The following is a 23,627-nucleotide window of genomic DNA, read 5'->3' as shown; positions in this document are numbered from 1 at the left end:
TTCGTGTTTATTTAAATATCCCGAATGGCTTCCCAACTGGAAGTGTTTCTTTCCCAAAGTGCGTATTTAAGACACTTGCAGCAGAACCATAAAAGCTAAACAGTGAGATGAACAATTCAGAGATTGCTGCCAATTTATGCATAGCTTCAGGTGCAATTCCCAAAGTAGAGAGGGAAAGGCCGATAAATAAGAAATCAATCAGTACAAAAATTATGAATAATACCTTATGTGTCTCCATCGCACCTACAGTCATGAAAATACTAAAAATCAGATAACCAATATACGCAATTCCCAGTTGGTGAGGATCGACGGCGGCAGCTGCTGCTTCCCCGAATACGCCGAATGAGATCAACCATGAAGTGCCGACTCCAAGCCAGAATAATCCGAACGCACCAAAAGCGGTGGATCCGAATGTATTGTTATGCTTAGCATCTCCAAAGCATGCGATCAGTTGAGCAATGCCCCCAAGGAATATAGCCCAGGGTAATACGAACGAAACGCCGTCTGTCCATCCTAGTTTTGCCGAAGAAGCTACGAGTGTGACCATAGCCAGTCCGAAAAGTCCAATCGCGGATGGATCGGCCGCAGTTATTTGAACCCGTTGAGTGGTTTGTGTGTGATTCATGATGATACCTCCTATTAAAACATACTTGACTAATTTACATAAAAAAGTCATGGTATGCAATAGAAAATATGATGTAAGCGAAACTTTCATAAATTACTTCGTGTTTTGTATCTAGCTTGGTAATACCAGTTCGCCGATATAAGCGTGATTTCGCCGTTAAAATTGGAATTTCGCCGATAAATTGAAAATATCGCCGATATAATGTTCCATCGCATCTAATTACCATCATCAGAAGATATAAATTTCAATAATAATGCCACTCCATAAACGAAATCCCGGATGATTTTAAAAAAGATCATCCGGGATTTCGTTTTGCCCAACTAGAACAAGGTATTCGCAACAAAATAACGCATGAAATGAGTCAATCCTACATACATATCAATTGGGGACAAATATTTTCTCATAGATCCTCTGAAAGGAGGTGAGAACATGGAGGACTACTATATTTTCATGCTCATGTTTCAAGCGGGCAGTTTCATCATTTCGTTATTGAATCATATTGAAAAGTAGAAAACTCCATGAACATTTTCCGGACTATGACTGGCCTCATAGTGCGGATTTTTTTCTATTGGGATTCCTTCCCCTTTATTTTATGTCGATCATCCAGATAATATACGTTTCTATTAAAATAGTAATCATGCCTCAATGTTTCTAATTTGCCACTTTGTTGTTATCATAAGTATGATCAACAGTGAAATAAATACTCAACGATATATATTTATGGAAGGAACCATTCTCTTGAAGGTTATAAATCAAAAACTCATAAAAGATCGATGCGGTACCGTTTCTTTCAAACGTGGAGAGGCGTATTACCGATCCAATAAAGTGCAGATAGACGAATTGACTAGTCAATATTGTGAAGCAACTGTTGTAGGGGAGGAAGATTTCCAAGTCACAATTCATGTGGATGTCAAGGGTGAATTAGAAGCCCATTGCAGTTGTCCGAAGCTTGCATCCTTTGATAGGGATTGCCAGCATATTGCTGCAGTCCTATTTATGATCCAGAATCAGCAGAAAAGCGGGAAAAAGGCTGATGAGAACGTGACGGAAGACTTTTTCACCCTTTTTCAGGAGGAGTCCTTTCGATCGACAGGCAAGCTCCGGCATTTTGAAAACAGACAGATTCTGCAAGGTGAATTCCTGATTAAAATAATACCCGCGAATACAGGGGAAGTAATGATTGGGATCGAATTCACAATAGATTCTAAAAAAGTGTACCCAATTCGGTCGTTTCTGAAAAACATAAACGAAGGGAAACCTTTTTATCTTTCAGACTCCATTATCTTCAATCAGGAATTTCATTGCTTTGAAAATGCAACCGATGCCGTCATTCAACATCTTGTGAAAGTGTCTAAAGATTCTTCGAAAGAAAAGAACAGCAGTGAATGTTTGCTTATCCCTCCCTCATCATGGGAGCAAATTGTACCGTTATTGATGCGATCTAATCATGTAAAAGTACAGCAAGATGATCAAATTTTTGAGGGCATAAGGGAGAAGGAACTGCCTCTTCCGTTGAAATTCCGATTTGGACAAGACAAACACGGTGGATATCGCCTATACATATCCGGGTTAAGGGAAATCGCTGTACTGGATGAGTATCTAACTGTTATACATGAAGGAACAATTACAAGGCTCGAAAGCATGGACTGCAAGAGGCTAGCTGAATTAAAAAGACTGCTCGACAGTTCAGAATCAAATTATATTCCGATTCCACAATCTCAGATTGGCTTTTTCCTTGAGAAAGTGGCTGTTGGATTGAAGAAATTAGGGAAGGTCCACATATCAGAAGACATTGCCCGAAGATTGGAAACGGCTCCCCTTGTGGCAAAATTATATCTCGACAGGGTGAAGAATCGCTTGTTAGCCGGACTTGAATTTCATTATGAGCAAGTCGTTATACACCCGTTGGAGAATCGGGAACCCCCTTCAGGATCTCTGCTGATCCGTGATGTAGAGAAAGAGGATACTATCCTTGATTGGATGGAGGAGTTTTCATTTGGTAAGACAGAAGGTGGTTATTTTTTACATAACGAGGAATTAGAGTATGAGTTCTTATCCTATGGAGTGACAAAGATTCAAAAACATGTTCAAATCTTTGCCACAACGGCAGTGAGAAACAGGATATCAAAAGGGAATCATGCACCAAAAATTCGGGTTAAGGTAAAAAAAGAACGAGTGAACTGGCTGGAATTCAAGTTTGAATTGGACGGTGTTCCAGACCGGAATATTATGGATATCCTTGATGCATTGGAAGAAAACCGTAAGTATTACCGGATGCGAAACGGTTCACTGCTGTCTCTTGAAACAAGAGAATTTCAAGATATTCAGCGGTTTCTTCATTCGTCACAAGCAGAAAAAAATGATCTTGTGAAGGGTATTGAGCTACCCTTGCATCAAAGCCTGGATCTTCTCGATACAGTAGATGTTGGTCATTTGTTTAGATTGGAGGACTCCTTTAAAGATTTCTATCATCAACTCATGCATCCAGACAGTATGGATGTTGCTGTTCCATCAAGCTTGGATTCCATTCTGAGAGATTATCAGAAAACCGGATACAGGTGGATGAAGGCACTCTCCTTTTATGGACTCGGGGGGATTTTAGCCGATGATATGGGATTGGGCAAGACGCTTCAGAGTATCGCATTCACTGTATCCGAGCTTGAACAGATCAGGTCCCGGAACTTACCTGCATTGATTGTGTGTCCTTCTTCGCTTACGTATAACTGGAAAAATGAATTTATGAAGTTTGCTCCTGAAATACGCTCTGTCATCCTGGATGGAAACAAGGAAGAACGAAAGAAGAAGCAGAAGGAAATGAAGGATGTCGACGTGATCATTACTTCTTATCCGTTACTCCGAAGCGATAGTAGATGGTATGAGCTTCAGAATTTTCATACCGTTTTTTATGATGAGGCACAAGCTTTTAAAAATCCTCTCACACAGACAGCAAGAAGCGTTAAGAAAATCGAAGCAGAGAATCGTTTCGCCTTAACGGGGACGCCAGTGGAAAATTCACTTGAGGAACTGTGGTCAATCTTTCATGTCATATTTCCTGGATTATTCCGCGGACTCAAGGATTACAGCCGCCTTACAAAAAAAGATATAGCAAAAAGAATCAGACCTTTTGTTCTTAGAAGATTGAAACATGATGTATTGTCAGAACTTCCCCAAAAACAAGAAATCATTGATTCAGTCGAACTGCTTCCGCAGCAGAAGGAGCTTTATGCCGCCTACCTGGCAAAGCTGAGGCATGATACGCTCAAGCATTTAGATAAGAATACACTGAGGAAAAACAAAATCAAAATTCTGGCCGGCTTGACCAGGCTAAGGCAAATATGCTGTCATCCCGGGTTATTTGTAGAAGGCTATCAGGGGTCGTCAGCGAAATTCAGGCAGTTAATGAACATGTTGGAGGAGTCCAGGTTATCAGGCAGAAGGGTTCTGGTTTTTTCACAGTTTACGAAAATGCTTGAGATGATTGGAAGAGAGCTTTCAGGTAAAGGGCAATCCTACTTTTACCTGAATGGAGCCACTCCTTCAGAAGAGAGAGTGGAGATGTGCAATCGATTTAATGAAGGGGAACGGAATCTTTTTCTCATATCATTGAAAGCAGGGGGAACTGGACTTAATTTAACGAGTGCCGATACGGTCATATTGTATGATACATGGTGGAATCCGGCAGTAGAGGAACAAGCTGCAGATCGTGCCCACCGGATGGGACAGAAAAATACGGTCCAGGTGATTAAGCTTATCGCCGAAGGGACGATTGAAGAGAAAATGAACGAGCTTCAGGATAAAAAAAGGCATCTGATCCAGGAAGTAATGAACCCAGATGAAAAGGTTGTACAAACCATAACAGAGGATGAATTGAAGGCAATTTTATCTTTGGATCATAAACAATAGAATAAAAGTAGAGTTTATACATGTTTTAGGAGATACTATTAGGGGCGATGATGAAACCTTTAGTTATCTCCTGCTTTTGGTTTATCCGAAAGAAACATATCATAAGGAGTACTATTATGACATTACCTATGACAGAAAATGAAATCACTCTAGCCATTATCCAAAGCTTGAAAGATGGTAAGAAAAATATTTTTTTAGATATCATCGAAGAGCTGCAGCCTTATGATATCGCTCAGCAATATTTACATATCCCATCCAAGCATCGAAATAAATTTCTGTTGTATTTACCTCTTGAGCAAATAACGGAATTCATTCAGGAGATTGAAAGAGAAGATCAGTTGATCGTTTTAGAAAAATTAGGGATTGAAAAATCGACCAAAGTACTCGACTTGATGGAAAATGACAACCTCGCCACTTTGTTGACTGATTTAGAGCCTGAAAAAATAGAGGAACTATTGTCTGAAATGAGTCAAGCCGAGTCTCAGGTTGTTCAGAATCTGATGACCTATCAACCGGAAACTGCCGGTCGTATCATGAACAATCGATATGTCTGGATTCCTAAACACTACACCGTCCGTGAAGCGGTGGATAAACTTAAGCATTTCGCCGAATTAGCCGAGTATCTTAACTATATGTATGTCATTGATGAAGAAAAGAATTTGATAGGGGTTATTTCATACAAGGATTTATTGCTTAGTGAGTTAGTAGATAAGATAGAAGATATTATGTACAGCCGTGTGGTTAAAGTGGACGTTCATACCGATCAAGAAGAGGTAGCGAAATTGATCAGCCGGTATGACTTCATCACGCTTCCGGTTATTGAAGAAGATGGAAGACTGGTTGGGGTTATTACCGTCGATGACATCATTGATGTAGTCATTCAAGAAGCAAATGAAGATATCGAGAAGTTGTCGGCATCGGGGAAGTCCATCGACTTTACGACCAAACCATTCGTCGCAGCCTATCGCCGTCTTCCATGGCTCATTTTGTTATTATTCATAGGTCTTGTATCTGGAAGTATCATCGACAGATTCTCTGCAACCCTGGAACAAGTGGTGGCGCTTGCATTTTTTATGCCAATGATTGCCGGTATGACGGGGAATACCGGCACCCAATCACTTGCCGTTGTCGTAAGAGGGCTGGTTTCAAATGATTTAGATGTGAAACAAGTTATTAAGCTGGTCTTTCGTGAACTATGGGTGGGCATCATTATTGGTATTATATGTGCTGTCATGATTGCCCTCATCGCATTTGTGTGGCAGGGAAATATCGTCTTGGGATTAGTAGTGGGAAGCTCATTGCTTATCACCCTGATTATCGGGACACTGGCTGGAACCATCATTCCACTAATCCTTTACAAGTTAAATGTTGATCCTGCTGTAGCTTCAGGTCCATTGATTACTACGATAAATGATATTCTTTCCCTTCTCATCTATTTTGGGATTGCTACGATGTTTATTACGAAATTAATGTAAAGGAATTGCAAAAAATCCTGGTGTTGATAAAATGAATAGAGAACGGCAAGGGAGTTTGCCATATCTACTGAAATGAAAGTGACTCCTACTGATACATATGTATTGGTAGGAGTTTCTTTCATTAAATTATAGAACAAATGGGGTGGGAATATGGTATATATATTTGTTGGGGCTGCCGGAATGGTGGGAGCTTTATTACGGTACTATCTTGGAATACTTTCAGCGGATTGGTGGAACTATGACTTTCCTTTGGGTACCTTTCTGGCAAATATGATCGGTAGCTTCACTTTGGGTTTGGTAACAACCTATTTTTTTCAAAAAAAGAACGTTCATCCTATGATAGCAACCGCCATTGGAACCGGATTGATCGGATCCTTCACTACGTTCTCCACATTTAGTGTGGAAACGGTGAATCTCTTATCCCATTCACATCTGTTTCTAGCATTTATCTACGTAATTGGGAGTGCCTTCGGCGGCCTGTTGATGTCTTTTGCAGGCTATATGATCGGAAAACATAAATTCAATCAGTATAAGCATAAGGGGGCATAAAGATGGTTGTTCAAGGAATGATGGTAGCAATCGGTGGCTTCTTTGGGGCAATTTCCCGCTTCGGGGTCAATCGATTATTCAAAAAGTACTACTCGTCTGATTTTCCATACGCTACTTTATGTGTGAATGTATTCGGCTCTTTTTTACTAGGATATGTAATCGGAACTGGAATCAATGAATCAGGTATGCTTCTTCTTGGCACCGGTTTCCTTGGCTCATTTACAACCTTTTCTACATTTAAACTGGAAAATATTCAACTTTTTGTCGAAAAAAAATGGAAACCCCTGGTTTCTTATCTGTTACTCAGCTATACAGTTGGCATTTTGTTCGCTTTTTTGGGGATGACAGTGGGGAGATAGTTACTTTAATAAAATAATTGGACAGGATGATGTATGTGACGAAGCTCAGGGTCTCCCCCTGAGCTTATTTTCAGCAATGATATTGTTCATTTTACATTGGTTGTAAATGCCCCATTTTCCCATATTTTTCAATTCTTAAATATTCGCCCCACGCTCTTTTTCTACCACTGTCAGTAGTCATCCAGTTGTCTCTGTTTACTTCGATTCCACGATAAGTAGTGGTGAATGTATAAGGAATGTATTCAATCCTTTTAGGTAAATGCTTCTTTAATGTGCGCAGTTGTCTCCCGGTGACATGACTTTTGCATACCACCATAAGAGATTCGATAGAAGTAAAATCAAAGACTTCTTTTGCATAAAGAACATTTTCAAGGGAGTTGGTGGATGTATCTTCATAAACGATCTGATGAGACGGAATGCCGGCTTGTCGAAGGTGAGAGATGATGATGTCTGCCTCTGAACACTCTTCATGTTGATTTCCTTCCCATTCAGGATGGGGAACCCCTGTTAAACTTCTTCCTCCAGTAACGATTATTTTTTGTATGTAACCCTTCTCGTATGCCTCAATGGCTTTCTCCCAGTGACCGCTATGAGTTCCGCTGAAGACAAAAAGGGCATCACAAACTCTTGGTTTAATGTTCATGCCAAACGTAAGAGACGTTAAAAATTCAACTTCTCCTTGGTTTAAATCCGGTACAATTGGTTCTCGCGGTATAATGGGTTTCATTTTTCATTCTCCTTAAAGTCATAATTTCCAGTCATACTCCAGTATTCTTCATTCGTAGAGATAAACAGAGGATCAATCGTTCGTTTATAAGCTTGAGCTTTTTGATGAAGTCTGGTTTTTTTAATATTCTCTTCAATTTGGTTGAAGTGTTCAATTGATTCATATTTCCAGATCGCCGTGATTTTTGTGCATTCTACATTCACCCAACGACCAATTAATTGAGATCCATGACGTAATTGATTGGGTAGTAGGTATTCGTGAAATAAATGATTGAACTGTGGTAATACATCCGGTATGATTTCATATGTTCGTACTCGATATACCATAATATTCCTCCTTTAGAAGTGATTTTACATCTTTGTTCATGTTTATTCAAGAAAATTTAATGATTTATTCATGTTTTTGCAATATATTAGATGACTATCGAATAGTTAAAACTTAAAAGAAAGATAGGAGATGAGTATAAGATTATATAAAAATAATATTGACCAAACCGGTCAAAAGGATTAAGATGATATTGACCAAAGTGGTCAAGTACATGTCCTTTTTAAAAGGAGGGTGAGAACATTTGTTTAAATCGTTAAACATAGAACCAGAGAAACAAGATCGGATCATCAATGCGGCAACACGGGTTTTTGCTGAAAACGGTTATCAGAATGCATCAACGAATGCCATTGTGAAGGAAGCAAGGATATCTAAAGGAATTCTGTTTCATTATTTTAAAAGTAAAAAAGAGTTGTATATTTCTTTGTATGAACATCTGTCTGAACTATTCACAGAGAAAATCTATGAGCGCGTTGACTGGAATGAGCATGATATTTTCACTACGATTCGCACAGTAACATTGATAAAATTCGAACTTTTTACCTTCTACCCTGATTTAATTAATTTTCTTACAAGTGCATTTGCAGAAGAAGCGACAGAAGTAAAAGATGATATTGACCATTTGAAAGCAAAGATGGTAGAAAGTAGTTTTGCAACATTATTCTCTCAGGTTGACACATCAAAATTCAAAGATGGGATCGATATAAAAAAGTCAATTCAAATTATTTATTGGACATTTGAAGGGTTTGCCAATCAACAACAGCAGAAAGCGAAGTACGTTTCAGTTGATGAAATCAATCAAGAAGAAGTTCTGGCGGAAATCGATTCCTATATCGAATTATTAAAGATTTCATTTTATAAATAGAATAGGGGAAAAGGGAGGAAGAGAGTATGAATGTCATCGAAATTCATTCACTGACAAAAAACTATGGGAAATCCAGAGGTATCACTGATATCAGTTTCCACGTAGAAGAAGGGGAAATCTTTGGTTTTATCGGACCAAACGGGGCTGGCAAATCGACGACAATTCGAACCCTACTTTCACTGATTCATCCGACGAGCGGAAGTGCCACCATTTTTGGTAAAGACTGTATTGAATTTGCCCCTGAAATCGCTAAAGAAGTAGGTTACCTTCCATCTGAAGTGTTTTATTATGACAATATGAAGGTAATGGATCTTCTGAAGTATTCTGCTAGCTTTTATAAAAAGGATTGTTCGAAAAGAATAAAGGAATTGGCCCAGGTGTTGAACCTGGATGTAACCAAGAAAATTGATGATCTCTCCCTCGGTAACAAAAAGAAGGTGGGGATCATTCAGGGTTTGCTCCATGAACCGAAATTGATCATTTTAGATGAACCTACGTCAGGTTTGGATCCACTTATGCAGCAAAAATTCTTTGAACTCCTTCAGGCTGAAAACGAAAAAGGCGCGACCATTCTCTTTTCATCTCATATTCTGAGTGAAGTGCAGAGACTTTGTGATCGTGTTGCGATCATTAAAGAAGGAAAGATCGTTCAAGTTGAGAAAATCAGTACGTTAAAAGAAAACAATCATAAAAAGTTCAAGATAGAAAGTAAGGGTGATTTAGACCCTGCTTACTTTGAACTTGAAGGGGTAAGCAACCTGGAAACAAAAGAGGATCATGTAAGCTTCCTGTTTAGAGGGGATATCAATACAGTAATGAACAAGATTGCTGATATTGAAATAACGAATCTTTGGATCGAGGAGCCTGACTTAGAAGAAATCTTTATGCACTATTACGAAAAGGAGGCTTGATTCCCTATGAATATCTTCCTTTATGAACTGAAGGCTTATCGGAAGTCCACGCTGATTTGGACCGGAGCCCTCGTTGCATTGGTGATTCTGTTCATGTCCATGTTCCCGTCCATTTCTAAAGAAATAGACGAATTCAAAAAGCTGCTGGAGGGGTTTCCAGAAGGTGTTCGAAAAGCTTTGGGAATTCAGGTAGAAAGCATTGGATCCCTTAACGGATTTTATTCGTATGTATTTTTGTACATTACATTATGCGGTGCCATTCAAGCCATGAATCTTGGAGTATCGATCAGCTCGAAGGAAATAAGGGAAAAGACAGCTGATTTTCTTTTAACTAAACCGGTGACCCGTACGAAGATTCTGGGGTCTAAACTGTTGGCAGCCCTGACATCATTATCGTTTACAAATATTGTCTATATCTTCTTTGCCATCATGATTGCCAATCTGGTAAAGGTGGAAGCATTCAGTCTGTACGTATTCTTGTTGATTTCCCTTACACTCCTATTTACTCAGCTGATGATGTTTGCCATTGGCATTTTCATTGCGGTAATATTTCCAAAGCTGAAATCGGTCATTACCGTTTCTCTAGGTGTGGTTTTCGCCTTCTTTTTAATTGGGATGGTCGCTGCAACGGAAGAGGCGAGTCGCTATTTCACACCATTTAAATACTTTGATTACACCTATATTATGAAACAGGAGAGATATGAATGGTCATTTCTGTTTGTGGGCTTGATTTTGTTTACGATCTCCCTGGCTGTAAGCTTTATTATTTATAACAAAAAAGACATTCATACGGTTTAAAAGGAGGGAAATCATATGAACGTGTATATTAGAGAAATGAAAGCTCATCGCAAATCCCTTATCATATGGTGCATTGGAATGATTGCTTTGATCGGATCTGGAATGGGCAAGTATGCGGGGTTTTCTTCTTCAGGTCAATCCATGAATGATTTGATGGCAGAAATGCCTAAATCTCTGCAAGCATTTCTAGGCGTAGGTACTCTTGATTTGTCGACGGCAATTGGGTATTATGGCGTACTCTTTCTCTATGTTTTGTTACTTGCAACCATCCATGGGGCAATGATCGGTGCAACCATCATTTCCAAGGAAGAGAGGGATAAAACCGTCGAGTTTTTATTCGTCAAACCTCTTCCGAGAAAGAAAATCATAGGGATCAAGCTACTGGCTGCCTTGACTCAAATCGGGCTACTCAACCTTATCGCATGGATTTTCTCCTTGTTGATTGTAGGGCATTACAGTAAAGATGCTTCCATAGCAGGTGATGTAGGAATCATCATGTTGGGAATGTTCATTTTACAATTATTATTTATGGTGATTGGAACAGCCATTGCAGCTTCTAGTAAAAAGCCGGGAAAAGCAGCGACATTGACAACAGGCGTATTGTTACTATGCTTTATTCTATCCTTCGCAATAGACTTGAGCGAAAAAATCGAGGGCTTGAAATACTTCACACCATTTAAATATTTTGAAGCCAAGAACGTGATGGGTGGGGGAGGATTGGATTTCGTGTTTGTCGGTATCTCTCTTGTCCTGATAGGGGTGTTGGCTGTTTCTACGTTTATGTCTTATGATAAGCGGGATTTGAACATATAGCTGAAGGAATACTGCCAACAAAAATTAGAATAATAGTAATCTGACGATATGAAAATCCGGTAAGGGAATAAATGGGGAAAATGAAGAAAATGGATCTGTTCCACAGGGAGCAGATCCTTTCTTGAATGGGGTTATAATTTTGATTTCAACTCTATAATCTGTTCAATATGCCTTTTTTCGTGATATCCAATAAATGGGACCCATTCATCCAAACGAATCTTACCGAATATAGGGTGAGGATACGCTTTTTTCTGTAAATCCTCCTTGCTGGTTGTTTCTAGGAATGAGAGTAGATCTTTTCGTGATGCCTCCAATTTATCTTTCATTTCTTGAAGGGTCAGCTTTTCTTCTGTTGGAATTACAAAAGGTGGAGCGTCAACTTTTGTAGAACGATTTACCGTAAAGTGAACCGGCTTGGATTCGACTTCTTGAACTTCTCCTTTTTCTAACGTCGTTTGAATCGCTTTCGTCAAGGATCGTTCCATTAAATACAGATGATCCAGTACCTGCATAATTGTCCAACGACCGTCTTCAACTCGTTTGTTTAATTGCTTATCAGTTAAACCATTCACATTATTTAACAATTCAAAACGGATTTCATCAATAATCTTTTTTTCTTTATCCATACAAGATCCTCCTCAAATATGCTTTCAGAACCATTTTACTCCTGAGAAAGAAGGACGTACAGTAATAGCCATTTGAGAAAAGGATATTACTCTCATATGGGAATAAAAAAAACGAAAAGCCGAAATTTAGCTTTTCGTTTTTTTTATCATGAAAACTCTTTACCTTTCACTTTCTGCCTTTTCCATCTCCCCATCAAAATCAGGGGCGATGGCTTTACGGATATACAAGGAAATCACGAAAGAAATTGCTGCCAGGGCCAGTGCGAACCAATAAGCATGGTGAACACCATAGGTCATTGCGCTTTCAAGGATACCTTCAGATACAACACCGGATTGTTCTTCAATATATCCTGCCTGACTTTGAGTCATAATACTGACAAAGATGGAAACGCCAAGGGCACCTGCAACGGGCTGCAGCGTATTTGCGATGGCGGTTCCATGGGGATATAAGTGCTTTGGAAGTTCATTTAAACCGTTCGTTTGTGCAGGCATCATGATGGCAGAAATAGAGAGCATGAGTATCATGTAGACGAGTACAAATAACCAAATCGGAGTCGATGGGTTAATCGTACTAAAGAAGATCATGACCCCGACCAACGTCAGTGTTCCTGGGATGATCAGTTTTCTTGGCCCATATTTATCGAATAGGGAACCCATGGTTGGAGACATCAGACCATTCAGTAGTGCGCCTGGAAGTAATAGAAGCCCTGCAGCTTTTGCTGAATAGCCTAGAGGACCCTGCAGGTACATTGGCATCACGATTTCCGACGCAAACATAGCCATGATAACGATGACAAAAATGGCAACGCCTCTCGTATAGCTACTGTAGCGGAAAACGCGAACATCAAGGAGTGGTTCTTCAAGTTTTAATTGACGGATGACAAAGAGTATCAAGCTAATCAATGATCCCGCTATGATTAAGAGGATTTTGACTGATGTAAACCCTGCTTCTTCTTCGCCAGCTGCACTGAATCCATAAACGATCCCGCCAATCCCGATGGAAGAAAGGATGATGGAAAAGACATCTACCCCAGGGCGGGTTACTTCGCCGACATTTTGTAAATATTTTAGGGCGAACAGGATTGAAAATACGGCAAATGGAAGGACAGTTATGAACAACCATCTCCATCCTAAGAAGTCGACGATAACACCAGATAGAGTCGGTCCGATAGCTGGTGCAAACATGATGACCAATCCGAAAGTACCCATGATTTTCCCACGGACTTCCGGCCGGTAAATCAGCAACAGGGCATTCATAATGACAGGGATCAGTAACCCTGTTCCAACAGCCTGAATCATCCTTCCCGCAAGGAGCATCGGGAAATTCATGGCGCATGCAGCGACAACCGTTCCCAAAAGAAATACACTCATGACCCCGATGAACATTTGTCTTGTTGTGAACCACTGAATCAATAAGGCAGAGATAGGCATCAACACCCCCATTACAAGCATAAAGCCTGTTGCAAGCCACTGAACTGTGGGAGCATCTACATTAAAGACCTCCATTAATTCTGTCAGGGCGATATTTAATAAAGTTTCATTCAAGATTGCAAAAAAAGCACCGATCATAAAGGTTATGAGGATGGCTTTTGAATTTATTTTAGTAGTCATGTAGTTCCTCCAAAAAAAGTATAAAATGTAACACTTATCTATAATGCTTGATGCACGGAAATATCTCAAGAGTTATATTCATTTCTAAATGAACGCTTACACTGAACTCGTATCTCTGAGTCCTTCTGATATGAGCTATGACTTCTATTATCATCATTTTTAAACTTGTTTAATCAACGTAAAGAGGGGAGACCGCGTCTCCCCTCAAATTTTCAGTATTAAGCTTCACGTTTTCTTCTTCTGAAGCGGTTAAAGACCAGATACATCATCGGTACTATGATTAGTGTTAATATAGCTGAGAACATTATGCCAGATATAATCGTAACAGCAAGTGGTGTGAATAAGGCGTCTCCGCTGACTGCCACTGGAATCAGTGCCACTATCGAGGTAAGGGCAGTCAGAAGGATAGGGCGTAATCGTGTACGACCAGACTCAATGACTGCTTCTTTTATACTCATACCATTCTTAAGTCCTTGTTCAATAAACTCTATTAACACTACTGAGTTCCTTACAACGATTCCGGTTAAGGACACCATCCCCATCACTGCCAGGAAGCTAATTGGAGTTTGAGTGACAAACAATCCAAGAATCGCACCGGCAATCGCAAGGTATACAGCAACCAGGACTAGGAAAGGCAGAGATAAAGAATTGAACTGAAGAGCAATTAATAAGTACACTAGGAAAATGACGATGGTAAACAAGATGGTGATCTCCGCAAAGAAATCACTTTGCGCTTCATTTTCGCCACCCAATGTAATCGAGTAGTTATTGTTATCAAGATCTTTACGAACACCTTTTACGATTTCCTGTACATTTTCTTTATAGTTCTCTCCGTCCCCTGGGAAAGCACGTATCGTTATGGCACGCTTTCCATCTTTGTGGGGAATAAGTTGAATTTCTTTCTTCTTCTCAGCCGTCACAAGTTCATCAAGCGGGAGCATCTTAGGTGGCCCCGCAGGATTTGCAGTTTCTGCTGGAACTTCCAGGGAAGTGAGATCGACGTCTCCATCATTTCCTTCTAAAAGGAGAGTCATATCACGTTTTGTTACACCATTATCAAATGCTTTCATTGGAATACCTTTTGTAGCCAAGCGAAGCTGTTGACTGACATCATTTATCGTGATTCCATTTTCATAAAGTTTCTCACGATTTGGAACATACTCGATCGTTGGTTCCATATCCCCGACATTATCAACGATCAAATCGGTATCCAACGTATTTATTTCAGTTGAGATTTCATCTCGAAGCTCGATTAATCGCTTCATTTCTGGACCTGAAATAGTAACCGTTACAGGAGCTCCTGCCGGTGGACCTTGCTGGATCGTCTCCATGAAAATCTTCGCTTCAGGGTACTCATTTCGTAGTGTATCTGTCCATTCATCGATCAATCCTTGGGCAGTCTGGTTGTTACGGTCGACTCTTGCCACTAATTGACCTGTATTTTGACCTGAGTTGGTTAGAGAACTGTTGAACAGATTCGGTAATCCTGTACCTGCAAACACAGAAGTTTCATAGACACCTTCGTCTGTTTTTAAAAGCTGTTCTATATCTTCCAGTGTATTGGATGTTTCTTCAATCGGAGTACCAATTGGCAGCGTGACATCGACTGTTACTTCTTCACGATCGGCAGATGGGAAGAATTCGAAAGGTGTCAGAGCAATCAATCCAAAGATGGCAGTCGTAAACACGAGGCCAATGGAAGAAACGACGAACGGCCTATTTGAAAACTTCTTCAGTATAGTATCGGCATAAAAATCAGCCATCTTATTTAATGGTTTCCCTAACAGCCCTGGAGCATCGGAAACTTTTTTCTTTGTTTTACTATAAAGAAAGAATCTCATGATGGGAACAAAGATCAGGGCAACCAAGGTGGATGCAATAATAGTTGTAATTAAGACCGTCGGTAAAGCTCTAATGAACGCTCCATTTCCACCTGATAAAAAAATGAGAGGAAGGAATGTGAACACAATGGCAAGAGAGGAAGTCACAATCGACACCCAAATCTCTTTCACCCCGGTTACCGCGCCTACAAGCGCACCATCACCAAGTTTGTAGCGTCGTTGGATATTGTCGTTCACAACGATAGAATCATCCACCAGGATACCGAGAGCGATAATGGCACCTATGACGGAAATTTGATTCAGATCCACTCCCGCAAAGGGAAGGGGAATCAATCCCATCAAAACGGAAATCGGTACGGCAAGTGCTACAACGAATGCACCTGAAACAGTGAGTCCAAGGGCTGTAGTTAGAACTACCGCCACAACGGAAATGGCAAGGGACTTAAATAATCCATCAAAAATATCTGTAACAGTGGACGCTTGAGAGTAGTAAGGAACAAGTTTAACTTTAGAAGGCAAGGAGTCAGACAACTCCTCCACTTTGTCAACTACTCTTTCATCTACCGTTGGAATGTCTTCCCCGGGCTGTACAAATGCAGTGAAAGATACCGAGGGCTTACCTTCAAAGGTTACGATGTCTTTGATCTCTTTAGGTGAAACTTTCACATTAGCGATGTCTTCAAGGAATATCGAATCCCGCTGAGGATTTTTCCCGATAAAAAGTTTGTTCATTTCATCAAGGGTAGTAAAGTGATCAACAGTTAATTGTACAACCTCTTTGTCCACTTCCTGCTTTCCAAGGGGAGTAGGGTAATATTCGCTATTGATTGCACTCATGACCGAAGAAGGATTTAGCCCTGCAGCCTTGAGTTCATCCTTCTTTAATTCAACAATAATTTCTTCTTCAGGAAGGCCTTTCACCGTTACACTCGAAACACCGGTTAAGTCCTCGACTTCGTCCTTCCATCTTTTCATTTCGTCATTCATCTCAAGAAGTGATTCCTTATTATCACTGATTAAGTGGTAAGATACAATGGGCATTTTCACGGTAGATTCATTGACTTCAGGATCGAACACCTCTTCTGGAAATGAGGTTGAAGCATCAGAGACGGCTTGTCGCACATTACCAAACACTTCTTTTTTGTCTTCCCCGTCTTCTACCTCTACAATAATAGTAGAGAAACCGGCGGCTGAAGAAGAACTGATCTCTTTAATGCCACCGATTGATTGAAGAGAAGTTTCAATAGGATTTGTAATGGTCCTTTCAACTGAATCAACAGTAGCACCAGGGTATACAGTTGTAACCGTGCCGATATTGACACTGGTTTCCGGTATTTCCCTCTGTGGTAATTGTAAAAAGGTGAAAACTCCGATAATCACAAATAATAAAATGAATATCAGGACGATTTTCGAACGATTCAAAATAGCTTTTAACATGGATAACTCCTCCTTTAAAATGTTTGACTTGTGGGTCATTCGTTCGTTTTTATAAGTATTAAAATATTGATACAACAGTCATTTCATTAGTTGACTCACTAGTCATTTTACCTAAAAATACGATGTAGTCAAGAAACAATGTTCTTCTATTTTTTGCAGAGTATGGTTAAAATGAGAAGGGAAATATTTTCTCTGGATATAGAGGTGTAGAAAATGGACAAACGTAACGCAATTCTCGAATCTGCAGTGGAGCTCTTTGGGGCCAATGGGTACAATCAGACGTCCATGCAGCAAATTGCCGAAAGTGTCGGCATATCAAAGGGCTCGCTTTACTCATTTTTTCAATCAAAAGAAGATTTGATCATATCGATTTATGAACATTATCAGCAGCTCGTATTTGAACGGGCATTCGTTGTAGGACTGGACGGGAATGTACCTCCTATGGAGCGATTCGCCAAACAGTTCCAAGTACAATTTGAAGGGATATTGGAATACAAATCTTATATGAAGATGCATATGAGAGGTGAGTCAGCTAAGAATAGTGAAAAACTTGCGGCCATGGAGCACCGGATGAGGGGGAGGCTGTTCAGCTGGCTCGAACACAATCTATTGGATGTATTCGGTGATGAAATCAACCCCTATAAATGGGACCTGATGTGGATGACCCAATCCATCTATTCGTCCTATATGATGTTAATGATTTCACAGGATGATTCTCTCGAACCTGAAAAACTGGGCAAGCATTTAGTTAGACAGATTTCTCTGCTCGCAAATGATTTCCTAAAAGGGAATAGTCGTCCGCTCTTGGATGATGGCATGATGAAATCCTTTTCTGTCAGTATGGACAAGGAAGGAGCCTTCATATCGTTTGAAAAAAGAGAGAGTGCATGGAAGTCCCTGTACGATAAAATTAAAGGCTTGAGTAAAACTCGTGTTATGTACTTTATGAACATAGCAAATCGGATTTCAGACCAATGCCGGAAATCGGATCCTGACGAGTTAATCATCAAAGGACTATTCAGATTGTTAATGGATGAAGAGGATATAAAATTGGAAGCTGAAGAGTTAGAATTGCAGCTCCTTCCTGATAATTAGGGAAGGAGTTTTTTTGATGGTAATGAAAATTGAAGGTGAGTGAAGATTCAGAAGGAAACGAGTCCTCAGAAACATATGACTTGCTATTTGATATTAAATTTCTGCGTTTTTTTTAAAATTTAGGCTTTATTTTTAATGCTCTTATCGTAAAGAGTGTTGGTTTCTAAACTGGGAGCTGATGAAGCTAATCTATGAGAAATTGGGATAGATCAAGAGAGAACAGTTTCTCTTTGGTATCATTGTAGAGCTCCTGCCATAAAACTTTCCTATCTAGTAAATGTTTCAAGATTCGACAGAGAGGGTAAAGGAATGTTGGCGCAACTATACGGTTATACTAATTCCGTGGGTCGTCAGGACTATTCTAGATCCTGGACGGCTTTTGTTTTGGCCAAAATTACATATATAAAGGAGGATGTACCTGTGGAGAAATGGATGAAATTTCTCGAGGTAAATGCACCTCGAATCCTTGATTTGACTATTGAGCATGCGGTTCTGGTGGGACTTGCCATTATCGTAGCCCTTTTAATTGGGGTACCTCTTGGTATCTATTTAACGACAAATGACTATCTGGCTGAAACGGTGTTGCAAATTGCGTCGGTTATGCTGACGATTCCGAGTATAGCTTTGTTTGGAGTAATGATTCCGATTTTTTCAATCATTAACCAGGGAATTGGGTTTGTTCCTGCATTTGTGGCGTTAGTTCTCTATTCTCAGCTCCCGATTATAAGAAATACATATACAGCGATTCGTAACGTGAGTCCAGAGATGCGAGATGCAGCAAAGGGTGTGGGAATGAAGACTCATCAACGTCTTATGAGAGTTGAAATTCCTAACGCATTTCCCGTTATCATGGCAGGTATTCGTACAGCCGTTGTGTTGAATATCGGAATTGGTGTCATCGCAGCATACATAGGGGCTGGTGGACTTGGTGTCTTGATTACACAGGGCATATCAAGAGGAGATAATTACTTAATTATTAGCGGATCTGTAGCGGTTGCAATTTTAGCAATGATAGCCGATGCCATACTATTGTGGATCCAAAAACGCTACACTCGAAAAAGCATTGCATAAAGTGGAAGAGGTGATGAGATGATTACGTTCGATCAAACAACCAAGACTTACGAAGGCGGTGTGACTGCAGTCAAAGGAGTAGACTTAACCGTTGAAAAAGGTCACATTGTCGTACTTCTTGGACCATCCGGGTGTGGGAAAACGACCCTTTTGAGAATGGTGAACCGGCTTGAGTCGATTACCGATGGGAAAATCGTCATCGACGGACAGGACTCAATGGAGTTAAACCAAATTGAACTGCGTCGGAAAATTGGATATGTCATTCAAAGTAACGGATTGTTTCCAAATATGACGATTGAAGAAAACGTCATGATTGTTCCTGACATGTTAGGTTGGGGAAAGAAAGAAAAGAGAGACCGATTCAATAAGTTGATGGACATGATCGGGCTGAGCGGAGAGAAATTCGGAAAGAGATACCCACATGAGTTATCAGGTGGACAACAGCAACGTATAGGTGTCATTCGGGCACTGGCGGCTGATCCTCCGGTAATGCTAATGGATGAACCGTTCGGTGCGCTGGATCCTATTATCCGTGAGAAGATTCAGGATGAATTCCTTCAGATTCAGCGGGAAGTAAAGAAAACGATTTTGTTTGTCAGTCATGATATCGATGAAGCCATTAAGATGGCGGATAAGATTGTCCTCTTGCGTGGAGGGGAAATCATGCAATATGACACTCCTTCAGAAATGCTGGTCCGACCAAAAAGTGATTTTGTTTATGAATTCTTTGGGAAAGATCGTGCCATTAAAAGTTTAAGTCTGCACACAATTGAAGATTTGAAGAACATTATAGGATTGTCAGACTTCGATGAATCGATTTCTGACACGAAAACAATCAATGTTCACCATGACCTTCGGAACACATTGTCAATGCTCTTGAATCAGGAAGCCGAACAAGTGATCGTGACAGATGATCAAGGAAATAAATTAGGTGCGATTATGATCGATCTTGTTCAAAAGTATCTTCATTACGAAATTAAAGGGAAAACGAACGTGGTTCAGAAAGGATGATTCGGTGATTACCAAAAAGGTTATCAGTAATGTGGTTCGGTATTTCGTTTATGCACTGGTCATCCTATTCTTCGTCTGGGCTATCAAAAACCACTATTTTGACTATATGTTCACTCAATCTAAAACGTTTCTTCATTTATTAAAACAGCATTTGCAGCTTGTATTTGTTTCTTCCACACTGGCACTTATTGTAGCGGTTCCGGCGGGGATATTAATTACAAGGAAGCAGTTTAGGAGAGCAGAGTGGATTGTGTCGAATACAGTGAATTTTGGTCAAACGATCCCTAGTTTGGCCGTACTTGCGCTTATGATCAGTATTTTAGGTATCGGTTTTAAGACAGCCATTTTCGCACTGTTTATATATTCGTTATTACCTATATACCGAAATACTGTCGCAGGGATTGATTCGATAGACGAGAACTTGATTGATGCTGCAAAGGGGATGGGGATGAAGCCATATCAAATCTTGTTCAGGATTGAATTGCCTAATGCATCCTACTCCATACTGGCAGGTATCCGGACAGCAGTTGTATTAAATATTGGTACCGCTGCATTAGCTTACGTTGTCGGTGGTGGAGGACTTGGAGTCTGGATCTTTACCGGCATTCAGTTGTTTGATAATGGGTATCTAATCTCAGGTGCCATTCCTGTTACAATACTGGCTGTTCTCGTCGATTTATTATTGAGATGGGTTGAAAGAATCGTTGTTCCAAATGGTACTAAACAAACACTAGAAACGTAATTCCACTACAGGAGGTGACTTGATTGAAACAAAAGCTTAAATGGATTGGAATCATTATCCTTACGCTAATGCTTACATCCTGTTCTAGCGGTGGAATAGGGGGTAAGAAAATATCCGTCGGAGGCAAAAATTTTACAGAGCAGTACTTGCTTTCTGAGATGACAGCTTTTCTCTTAAAGGAGGAAGGTTTTAAAGTCAAGCAAATGAACAATTTGGGAAGTACCGTTGTACGAAAGGCTCTGGAAAATGAACAGGTGGATATGATGTGGGAATACACAGGAACAGCCCTCATTACATACATGGGACAAGAGCCGATGACAGATCCACAGAAAACGTTTCAAAAAGTGAAAAAGCTTGATGCAAAGAATGGAATTCATTGGATGAATATGTCAAGTGTAAATAATACATACGCCCTGGCAATGAATAAAGTTCAGGCAAAACAGCTTGGAATTGAATCCATCAGTGACTTAGCCGAATACATCAATGACCATCCCGGCGAATTAGCAATGGCTTCTGATGCGGAATTTGCGAATCGTGCAGATGGTCTTCCTGGAGTTGAAGAGAAGTACGGATTTAAATTTGGATCAGGTCAGATCAAGCAGATGGACCTCGGTTTGACTCAAAGAGCATTAAATAATCGCCAAGTCGATGTATCGGTTGCCTTTGAGACGGATGCCACGATTGTAGACTATGATTTGGTGACATTGAAGGATGATAAGAAATTCTTTCCTCCTTACAGGGCAGCCGTCAGCATAAATAGAGAAGTGTATAAAAAGTATCCTGAAATTAAAGATATTACCGCAAAATTAGCAAGTAAACTTGATAGTGATATTATGCGAGAACTGAATTATAAAGTGGATATCGAAGGGAATAGTGTATCTGTGGTCGCGCATGACTGGCTGGTGGAAAACGATTTGATAAAGGAATAACATAGACTTTTATGAGGACTGAACCACTTCTGGTTTAGTCCTTTTTTTAATCGTGTGAAATCCCCTCTTATAGCTCATTCGTCTAATCAGATAGACAGGTAGATGAATAGTTTATAGTAAACCCGTCTTGTCCAAGGCCATACCGGAGGAGTTAAAATGAAGCCAACTGTATCAATCGTGATTCCATTTTATAATTGTTCATATGTCGCCCAGGCGATTCAAAGTGCATTAAATCAATCGTATACAAACATTGAAGTGATTGTGGTAGATGATGGTTCGACTAAAGAAATCGAGAGATTAACACCCTTTATGAATAAGATTATGTATATAAGAAAAGAGAATGGGGGAACAGCAACTGCGATCAATGAAGGGATAAAAAGAGCAAGTGGTGACTATATCGCATGGCTAAGTTCTGATGATTATTTCGATCATCAGAAGGTAGAAAAGCAATTGGATTTTATGATAAACCGTGGAGCAAAGGCAAGCTTTCACAATTATGATTTCATTAATAGTGCAAATGAAGTGTTGCTTCCGTTCATCGGGAAGAGATTTACCAATGCAGACGAAATCTACAGATCTTTTATGACCATTAATCCAGTCAATGGCTGTTCTGTCATGCTCCATAAGGATGTGATTAGTGATGTAGGATATTTCAGCCCGAATTTAAGATTTACCCAGGATTATGAGATGTGGTTCCGGTTGCTGATTCATGGGCATGTCATGTATTATTTGGATGAAGTTCTGTTGAAATATAGATCTCACCCTGAATCAGGTACGAGTAAACATCCAGAAAAAATGAAACGGGAAGTATTCATCATAAAACATCATTATCATCCGAAAATCCATCAATATCTACTACAACACTCAGACCGATTGAAAAGTATAACGTTTTAATGGGGTTTCTTACTAGGTCTACCTTTCAGGCAAACCCAACATTCAGGTCGGGAATCATTTTTTTGCTAATTCAAACTATGTGATTTTGGATATGTACGAGTTCATTTCGATGAACATTGCGTGATGGCTTCTGGTGCTGTTGTATTAAAGGACATCCCATCTGATGTCTTAGTAGGTGGACCCCCCGCACGTATCATCAAGGAAATAGATTTGTGTGAATAGATAAAAAGAAGCCAGGTAACCATGTAACCCCAGCTTCTTTTTAAAATTTCTCAGGGAACTGCTTTACAATGCCACCTGATATCGCATCAGACAAATGAAGGATATGATTCCTTCCATCGTCAAAGCTCTTAATATTCACTTTCCAATCCTTTTTGATTCGAGCCGATGCTTCATCGGTAACAAATTGTAAATGCATGTATAACAAATCTTTTAACGTTTTTTCACTCCAGTATGGATTTGCATTCGATAAGAACCGGGAAATATCATCGGCATTCCGATACCACTCTTTATTTATTTTCTCTACTTCTGCTTGCTTACCTTTTTTAGCAGCAGCGACGATTTTTCCTGCCAGTATAATATGTTCCGTCAATAAATCACTCAACTTATTACCAGCTTCTTCACCGTAATAAGGTTTGATGGCGTTTCCGATTTCCTTCTGATTTTGAAGTAATCTATCAAGAACTACATCGGTATCCTCCAATCCCTCTACGGCACTAATGATATAATTTCGCGTATAGAATACATGATCGGTCCAAAGAGTTCTCATCTCTTCCTTAGCCTTTATACCTGCTTCACTCAAGCACTTATCATCTTCAGCTTCAGCGATTCCAGGTAAAGAAAAAATTGATACTAAAACAGCAGCTAAAAGAATTTTCCATTTTTTCAACTTAAATCCTCCATTCATCTAAACATCTCCTTTTATCATCTGCATCTTCATCCCAATCATTCATAGAACTACCACTAGAAAAATATGTTAAATTATTAAGAACCTGCAGTCATCCATTGTAGTTTTACTTGT

22 protein-coding genes are annotated in these 23,627 nt (G+C 39.8%); 15 read left to right on the top strand and 7 right to left on the bottom strand.

Annotated features, from left to right (window positions below; all coding sequences use genetic code 11):
* Positions 1 to 7 precede the first annotated feature (7 nt).
* On the bottom strand, positions 8 to 625 hold the full coding sequence (locus tag FGG79_RS05435; RefSeq protein WP_138776715.1) for an acetate uptake transporter: 618 nt from the start codon (positions 623 to 625) through the stop codon (positions 8 to 10).
* A gap of 429 nt (positions 626 to 1,054) precedes the next feature.
* On the opposite strand from FGG79_RS05435, the gene FGG79_RS22410 reads away from it, so the two are divergent.
* The 5 genes from FGG79_RS22410 to crcB (FGG79_RS05415) all read left to right on the top strand — a co-directional run bounded on the left by FGG79_RS22410 (position 1,055) and on the right by crcB (FGG79_RS05415) (position 6,911).
* Entirely contained in the window at positions 1,055 to 1,135 is an 81-nt protein-coding gene (locus FGG79_RS22410) for a putative holin-like toxin (protein WP_481747266.1), read from the top strand.
* Between the two features lie 228 nt (positions 1,136 to 1,363).
* A complete protein-coding gene (locus tag FGG79_RS05430) occupies positions 1,364 to 4,528 on the top strand; it encodes a DEAD/DEAH box helicase (RefSeq protein ID WP_346764021.1) in 3,165 nt (1,054 codons plus the stop codon).
* Positions 4,529 to 4,644: 116 nt separating this feature from the next.
* On the top strand, positions 4,645 to 6,003 hold the full coding sequence (mgtE, locus tag FGG79_RS05425; protein ID WP_138776713.1) for a magnesium transporter: 1,359 nt from the start codon (positions 4,645 to 4,647) through the stop codon (positions 6,001 to 6,003).
* 150 nt (positions 6,004 to 6,153) lie between these two features.
* Entirely contained in the window at positions 6,154 to 6,552 is a 399-nt protein-coding gene (gene crcB / locus FGG79_RS05420; RefSeq protein WP_138776712.1) for a fluoride efflux transporter CrcB, read from the top strand.
* A gap of 2 nt (positions 6,553 to 6,554) precedes the next feature.
* Entirely contained in the window at positions 6,555 to 6,911 is a 357-nt protein-coding gene (gene crcB / locus FGG79_RS05415) for a fluoride efflux transporter CrcB (RefSeq protein WP_138776711.1), read from the top strand.
* 91 nt (positions 6,912 to 7,002) lie between these two features.
* Here crcB (FGG79_RS05415) and FGG79_RS05410 read toward each other — a convergent pair whose 3' ends face one another.
* Both FGG79_RS05410 and FGG79_RS05405 read right to left on the bottom strand, forming a co-directional pair.
* Entirely contained in the window at positions 7,003 to 7,638 is a 636-nt protein-coding gene (locus FGG79_RS05410; protein ID WP_138776710.1) for a YdcF family protein, read from the bottom strand.
* A complete protein-coding gene (locus FGG79_RS05405) occupies positions 7,635 to 7,964 on the bottom strand; it encodes an NIPSNAP family protein (RefSeq protein ID WP_138776709.1) in 330 nt (109 codons plus the stop codon). Before FGG79_RS05405 ends, FGG79_RS05410 begins: the two co-directional genes overlap by 4 nt.
* Positions 7,965 to 8,206: 242 nt before the next feature.
* Here FGG79_RS05405 and FGG79_RS05400 point away from each other — a divergent pair, with 242 nt between their 5' ends.
* From FGG79_RS05400 to FGG79_RS05385, 4 genes are read left to right on the top strand one after another with little or no spacing between them, the layout of a single operon-like run.
* Positions 8,207 to 8,827, top strand: coding sequence for a TetR/AcrR family transcriptional regulator (locus FGG79_RS05400; RefSeq protein WP_138776708.1), 621 nt, complete (start codon positions 8,207 to 8,209; stop codon positions 8,825 to 8,827).
* A gap of 26 nt (positions 8,828 to 8,853) precedes the next feature.
* A complete protein-coding gene (locus FGG79_RS05395; protein WP_138776707.1) occupies positions 8,854 to 9,738 on the top strand; it encodes an ABC transporter ATP-binding protein in 885 nt (294 codons plus the stop codon).
* Between the two features lie 6 nt (positions 9,739 to 9,744).
* A complete protein-coding gene (locus tag FGG79_RS05390; protein WP_138776706.1) occupies positions 9,745 to 10,536 on the top strand; it encodes an ABC transporter permease subunit in 792 nt (263 codons plus the stop codon).
* A gap of 15 nt (positions 10,537 to 10,551) precedes the next feature.
* Entirely contained in the window at positions 10,552 to 11,349 is a 798-nt protein-coding gene (locus tag FGG79_RS05385) for an ABC transporter permease subunit (protein WP_138776705.1), read from the top strand.
* Between the two features lie 131 nt (positions 11,350 to 11,480).
* On the opposite strand, the gene FGG79_RS05380 is transcribed toward FGG79_RS05385, so the two are convergent.
* The 3 genes from FGG79_RS05380 to FGG79_RS05370 all read right to left on the bottom strand — a co-directional run bounded on the left by FGG79_RS05380 (position 11,481) and on the right by FGG79_RS05370 (position 16,864).
* Positions 11,481 to 11,975 carry a DinB family protein gene (locus FGG79_RS05380; protein ID WP_138776704.1) on the bottom strand — a complete coding sequence of 165 codons (495 nt, stop codon included), beginning with the start codon at positions 11,973 to 11,975 and terminating at the stop codon, positions 11,481 to 11,483.
* A gap of 159 nt (positions 11,976 to 12,134) precedes the next feature.
* A complete protein-coding gene (locus tag FGG79_RS05375; RefSeq protein WP_138776703.1) occupies positions 12,135 to 13,586 on the bottom strand; it encodes an MDR family MFS transporter in 1,452 nt (483 codons plus the stop codon).
* Between the two features lie 218 nt (positions 13,587 to 13,804).
* The gene (locus tag FGG79_RS05370) at positions 13,805 to 16,864 is read right to left on the bottom strand and encodes an efflux RND transporter permease subunit (protein ID WP_138776702.1); all 3,060 of its coding nucleotides are present in this window, start codon (positions 16,862 to 16,864) and stop codon (positions 13,805 to 13,807) included.
* Positions 16,865 to 17,077: 213 nt separating this feature from the next.
* Here FGG79_RS05370 and FGG79_RS05365 point away from each other — a divergent pair, with 213 nt between their 5' ends.
* The 6 genes from FGG79_RS05365 (at position 17,078) to FGG79_RS05340 (ending at position 22,606) form a co-directional block, all read left to right on the top strand.
* Entirely contained in the window at positions 17,078 to 17,959 is an 882-nt protein-coding gene (locus FGG79_RS05365; RefSeq protein ID WP_138776701.1) for a TetR/AcrR family transcriptional regulator, read from the top strand.
* Positions 17,960 to 18,379: 420 nt separating this feature from the next.
* Positions 18,380 to 19,030, top strand: coding sequence for an ABC transporter permease (locus FGG79_RS05360; protein WP_138776700.1), 651 nt, complete (start codon positions 18,380 to 18,382; stop codon positions 19,028 to 19,030).
* A gap of 18 nt (positions 19,031 to 19,048) precedes the next feature.
* Positions 19,049 to 20,041 (top strand): ABC transporter ATP-binding protein, encoded by a 993-nt coding sequence (locus FGG79_RS05355; protein WP_138776699.1) that lies wholly within the window; start codon positions 19,049 to 19,051, stop codon positions 20,039 to 20,041.
* A 4-nt stretch (positions 20,042 to 20,045) separates the two neighbouring features.
* Positions 20,046 to 20,783 (top strand): ABC transporter permease, encoded by a 738-nt coding sequence (locus FGG79_RS05350; RefSeq protein ID WP_138776698.1) that lies wholly within the window; start codon positions 20,046 to 20,048, stop codon positions 20,781 to 20,783.
* A gap of 23 nt (positions 20,784 to 20,806) precedes the next feature.
* A complete protein-coding gene (locus FGG79_RS05345; protein ID WP_240794202.1) occupies positions 20,807 to 21,712 on the top strand; it encodes a glycine betaine ABC transporter substrate-binding protein in 906 nt (301 codons plus the stop codon).
* A gap of 156 nt (positions 21,713 to 21,868) precedes the next feature.
* Positions 21,869 to 22,606: a glycosyltransferase family 2 protein gene (locus FGG79_RS05340; RefSeq protein WP_138776697.1), complete on the top strand. Its 738-nt coding sequence runs from the start codon at positions 21,869 to 21,871 to the stop codon at positions 22,604 to 22,606.
* Between the two features lie 262 nt (positions 22,607 to 22,868).
* Here FGG79_RS05340 and FGG79_RS05330 read toward each other — a convergent pair whose 3' ends face one another.
* Positions 22,869 to 23,513: a glycosyltransferase gene (locus FGG79_RS05330; protein ID WP_138776696.1), complete on the bottom strand. Its 645-nt coding sequence runs from the start codon at positions 23,511 to 23,513 to the stop codon at positions 22,869 to 22,871.
* Positions 23,514 to 23,627: the final 114 nt, after the last annotated feature.

Origin of the sequence: Bacillus sp. BHET2 (genome assembly GCF_005938125.1) — a bacterium.
GTDB lineage: Bacteria > Bacillota > Bacilli > Bacillales > Bacillaceae_B > Rossellomorea.
The sequence above is the reverse complement of the archived record's forward strand: the minus strand, read 5'-3'. Positions and strand labels throughout refer to the sequence as shown.

Excerpts from the sequence above, each read along its gene's own strand:
- crcB (WP_138776712.1), top strand. The coding sequence starts at position 6,154 with ATGGTATATATATTTGTTGGGGCTGCCGGAATGGTGGGAGCTTTATTA.
- FGG79_RS05390 (WP_138776706.1), top strand. The coding sequence starts at position 9,745 with ATGAATATCTTCCTTTATGAACTGAAGGCTTATCGGAAGTCCACGCTG.
- FGG79_RS05365 (WP_138776701.1), top strand. The coding sequence starts at position 17,078 with ATGGACAAACGTAACGCAATTCTCGAATCTGCAGTGGAGCTCTTTGGG.
- FGG79_RS05395 (WP_138776707.1), top strand. The coding sequence starts at position 8,854 with ATGAATGTCATCGAAATTCATTCACTGACAAAAAACTATGGGAAATCC.
- FGG79_RS05385 (WP_138776705.1), top strand. The coding sequence starts at position 10,552 with ATGAACGTGTATATTAGAGAAATGAAAGCTCATCGCAAATCCCTTATC.
- crcB (WP_138776711.1), top strand. The coding sequence starts at position 6,555 with ATGGTTGTTCAAGGAATGATGGTAGCAATCGGTGGCTTCTTTGGGGCA.
- FGG79_RS05435 (WP_138776715.1), bottom strand. The coding sequence starts at position 625 with ATGAATCACACACAAACCACTCAACGGGTTCAAATAACTGCGGCCGAT.
- FGG79_RS22410 (WP_481747266.1), top strand. The coding sequence starts at position 1,055 with ATGGAGGACTACTATATTTTCATGCTCATGTTTCAAGCGGGCAGTTTC.
- mgtE (WP_138776713.1), top strand. The coding sequence starts at position 4,645 with ATGACATTACCTATGACAGAAAATGAAATCACTCTAGCCATTATCCAA.
- FGG79_RS05380 (WP_138776704.1), bottom strand. The coding sequence starts at position 11,975 with ATGGATAAAGAAAAAAAGATTATTGATGAAATCCGTTTTGAATTGTTA.
- FGG79_RS05405 (WP_138776709.1), bottom strand. The coding sequence starts at position 7,964 with ATGGTATATCGAGTACGAACATATGAAATCATACCGGATGTATTACCA.
- FGG79_RS05330 (WP_138776696.1), bottom strand. The coding sequence starts at position 23,513 with ATGAATGGAGGATTTAAGTTGAAAAAATGGAAAATTCTTTTAGCTGCT.
- FGG79_RS05410 (WP_138776710.1), bottom strand. The coding sequence starts at position 7,638 with ATGAAACCCATTATACCGCGAGAACCAATTGTACCGGATTTAAACCAA.
- FGG79_RS05375 (WP_138776703.1), bottom strand. The coding sequence starts at position 13,586 with ATGACTACTAAAATAAATTCAAAAGCCATCCTCATAACCTTTATGATC.
- FGG79_RS05340 (WP_138776697.1), top strand. The coding sequence starts at position 21,869 with ATGAAGCCAACTGTATCAATCGTGATTCCATTTTATAATTGTTCATAT.
- FGG79_RS05370 (WP_138776702.1), bottom strand. The coding sequence starts at position 16,864 with ATGTTAAAAGCTATTTTGAATCGTTCGAAAATCGTCCTGATATTCATT.
- FGG79_RS05355 (WP_138776699.1), top strand. The coding sequence starts at position 19,049 with ATGATTACGTTCGATCAAACAACCAAGACTTACGAAGGCGGTGTGACT.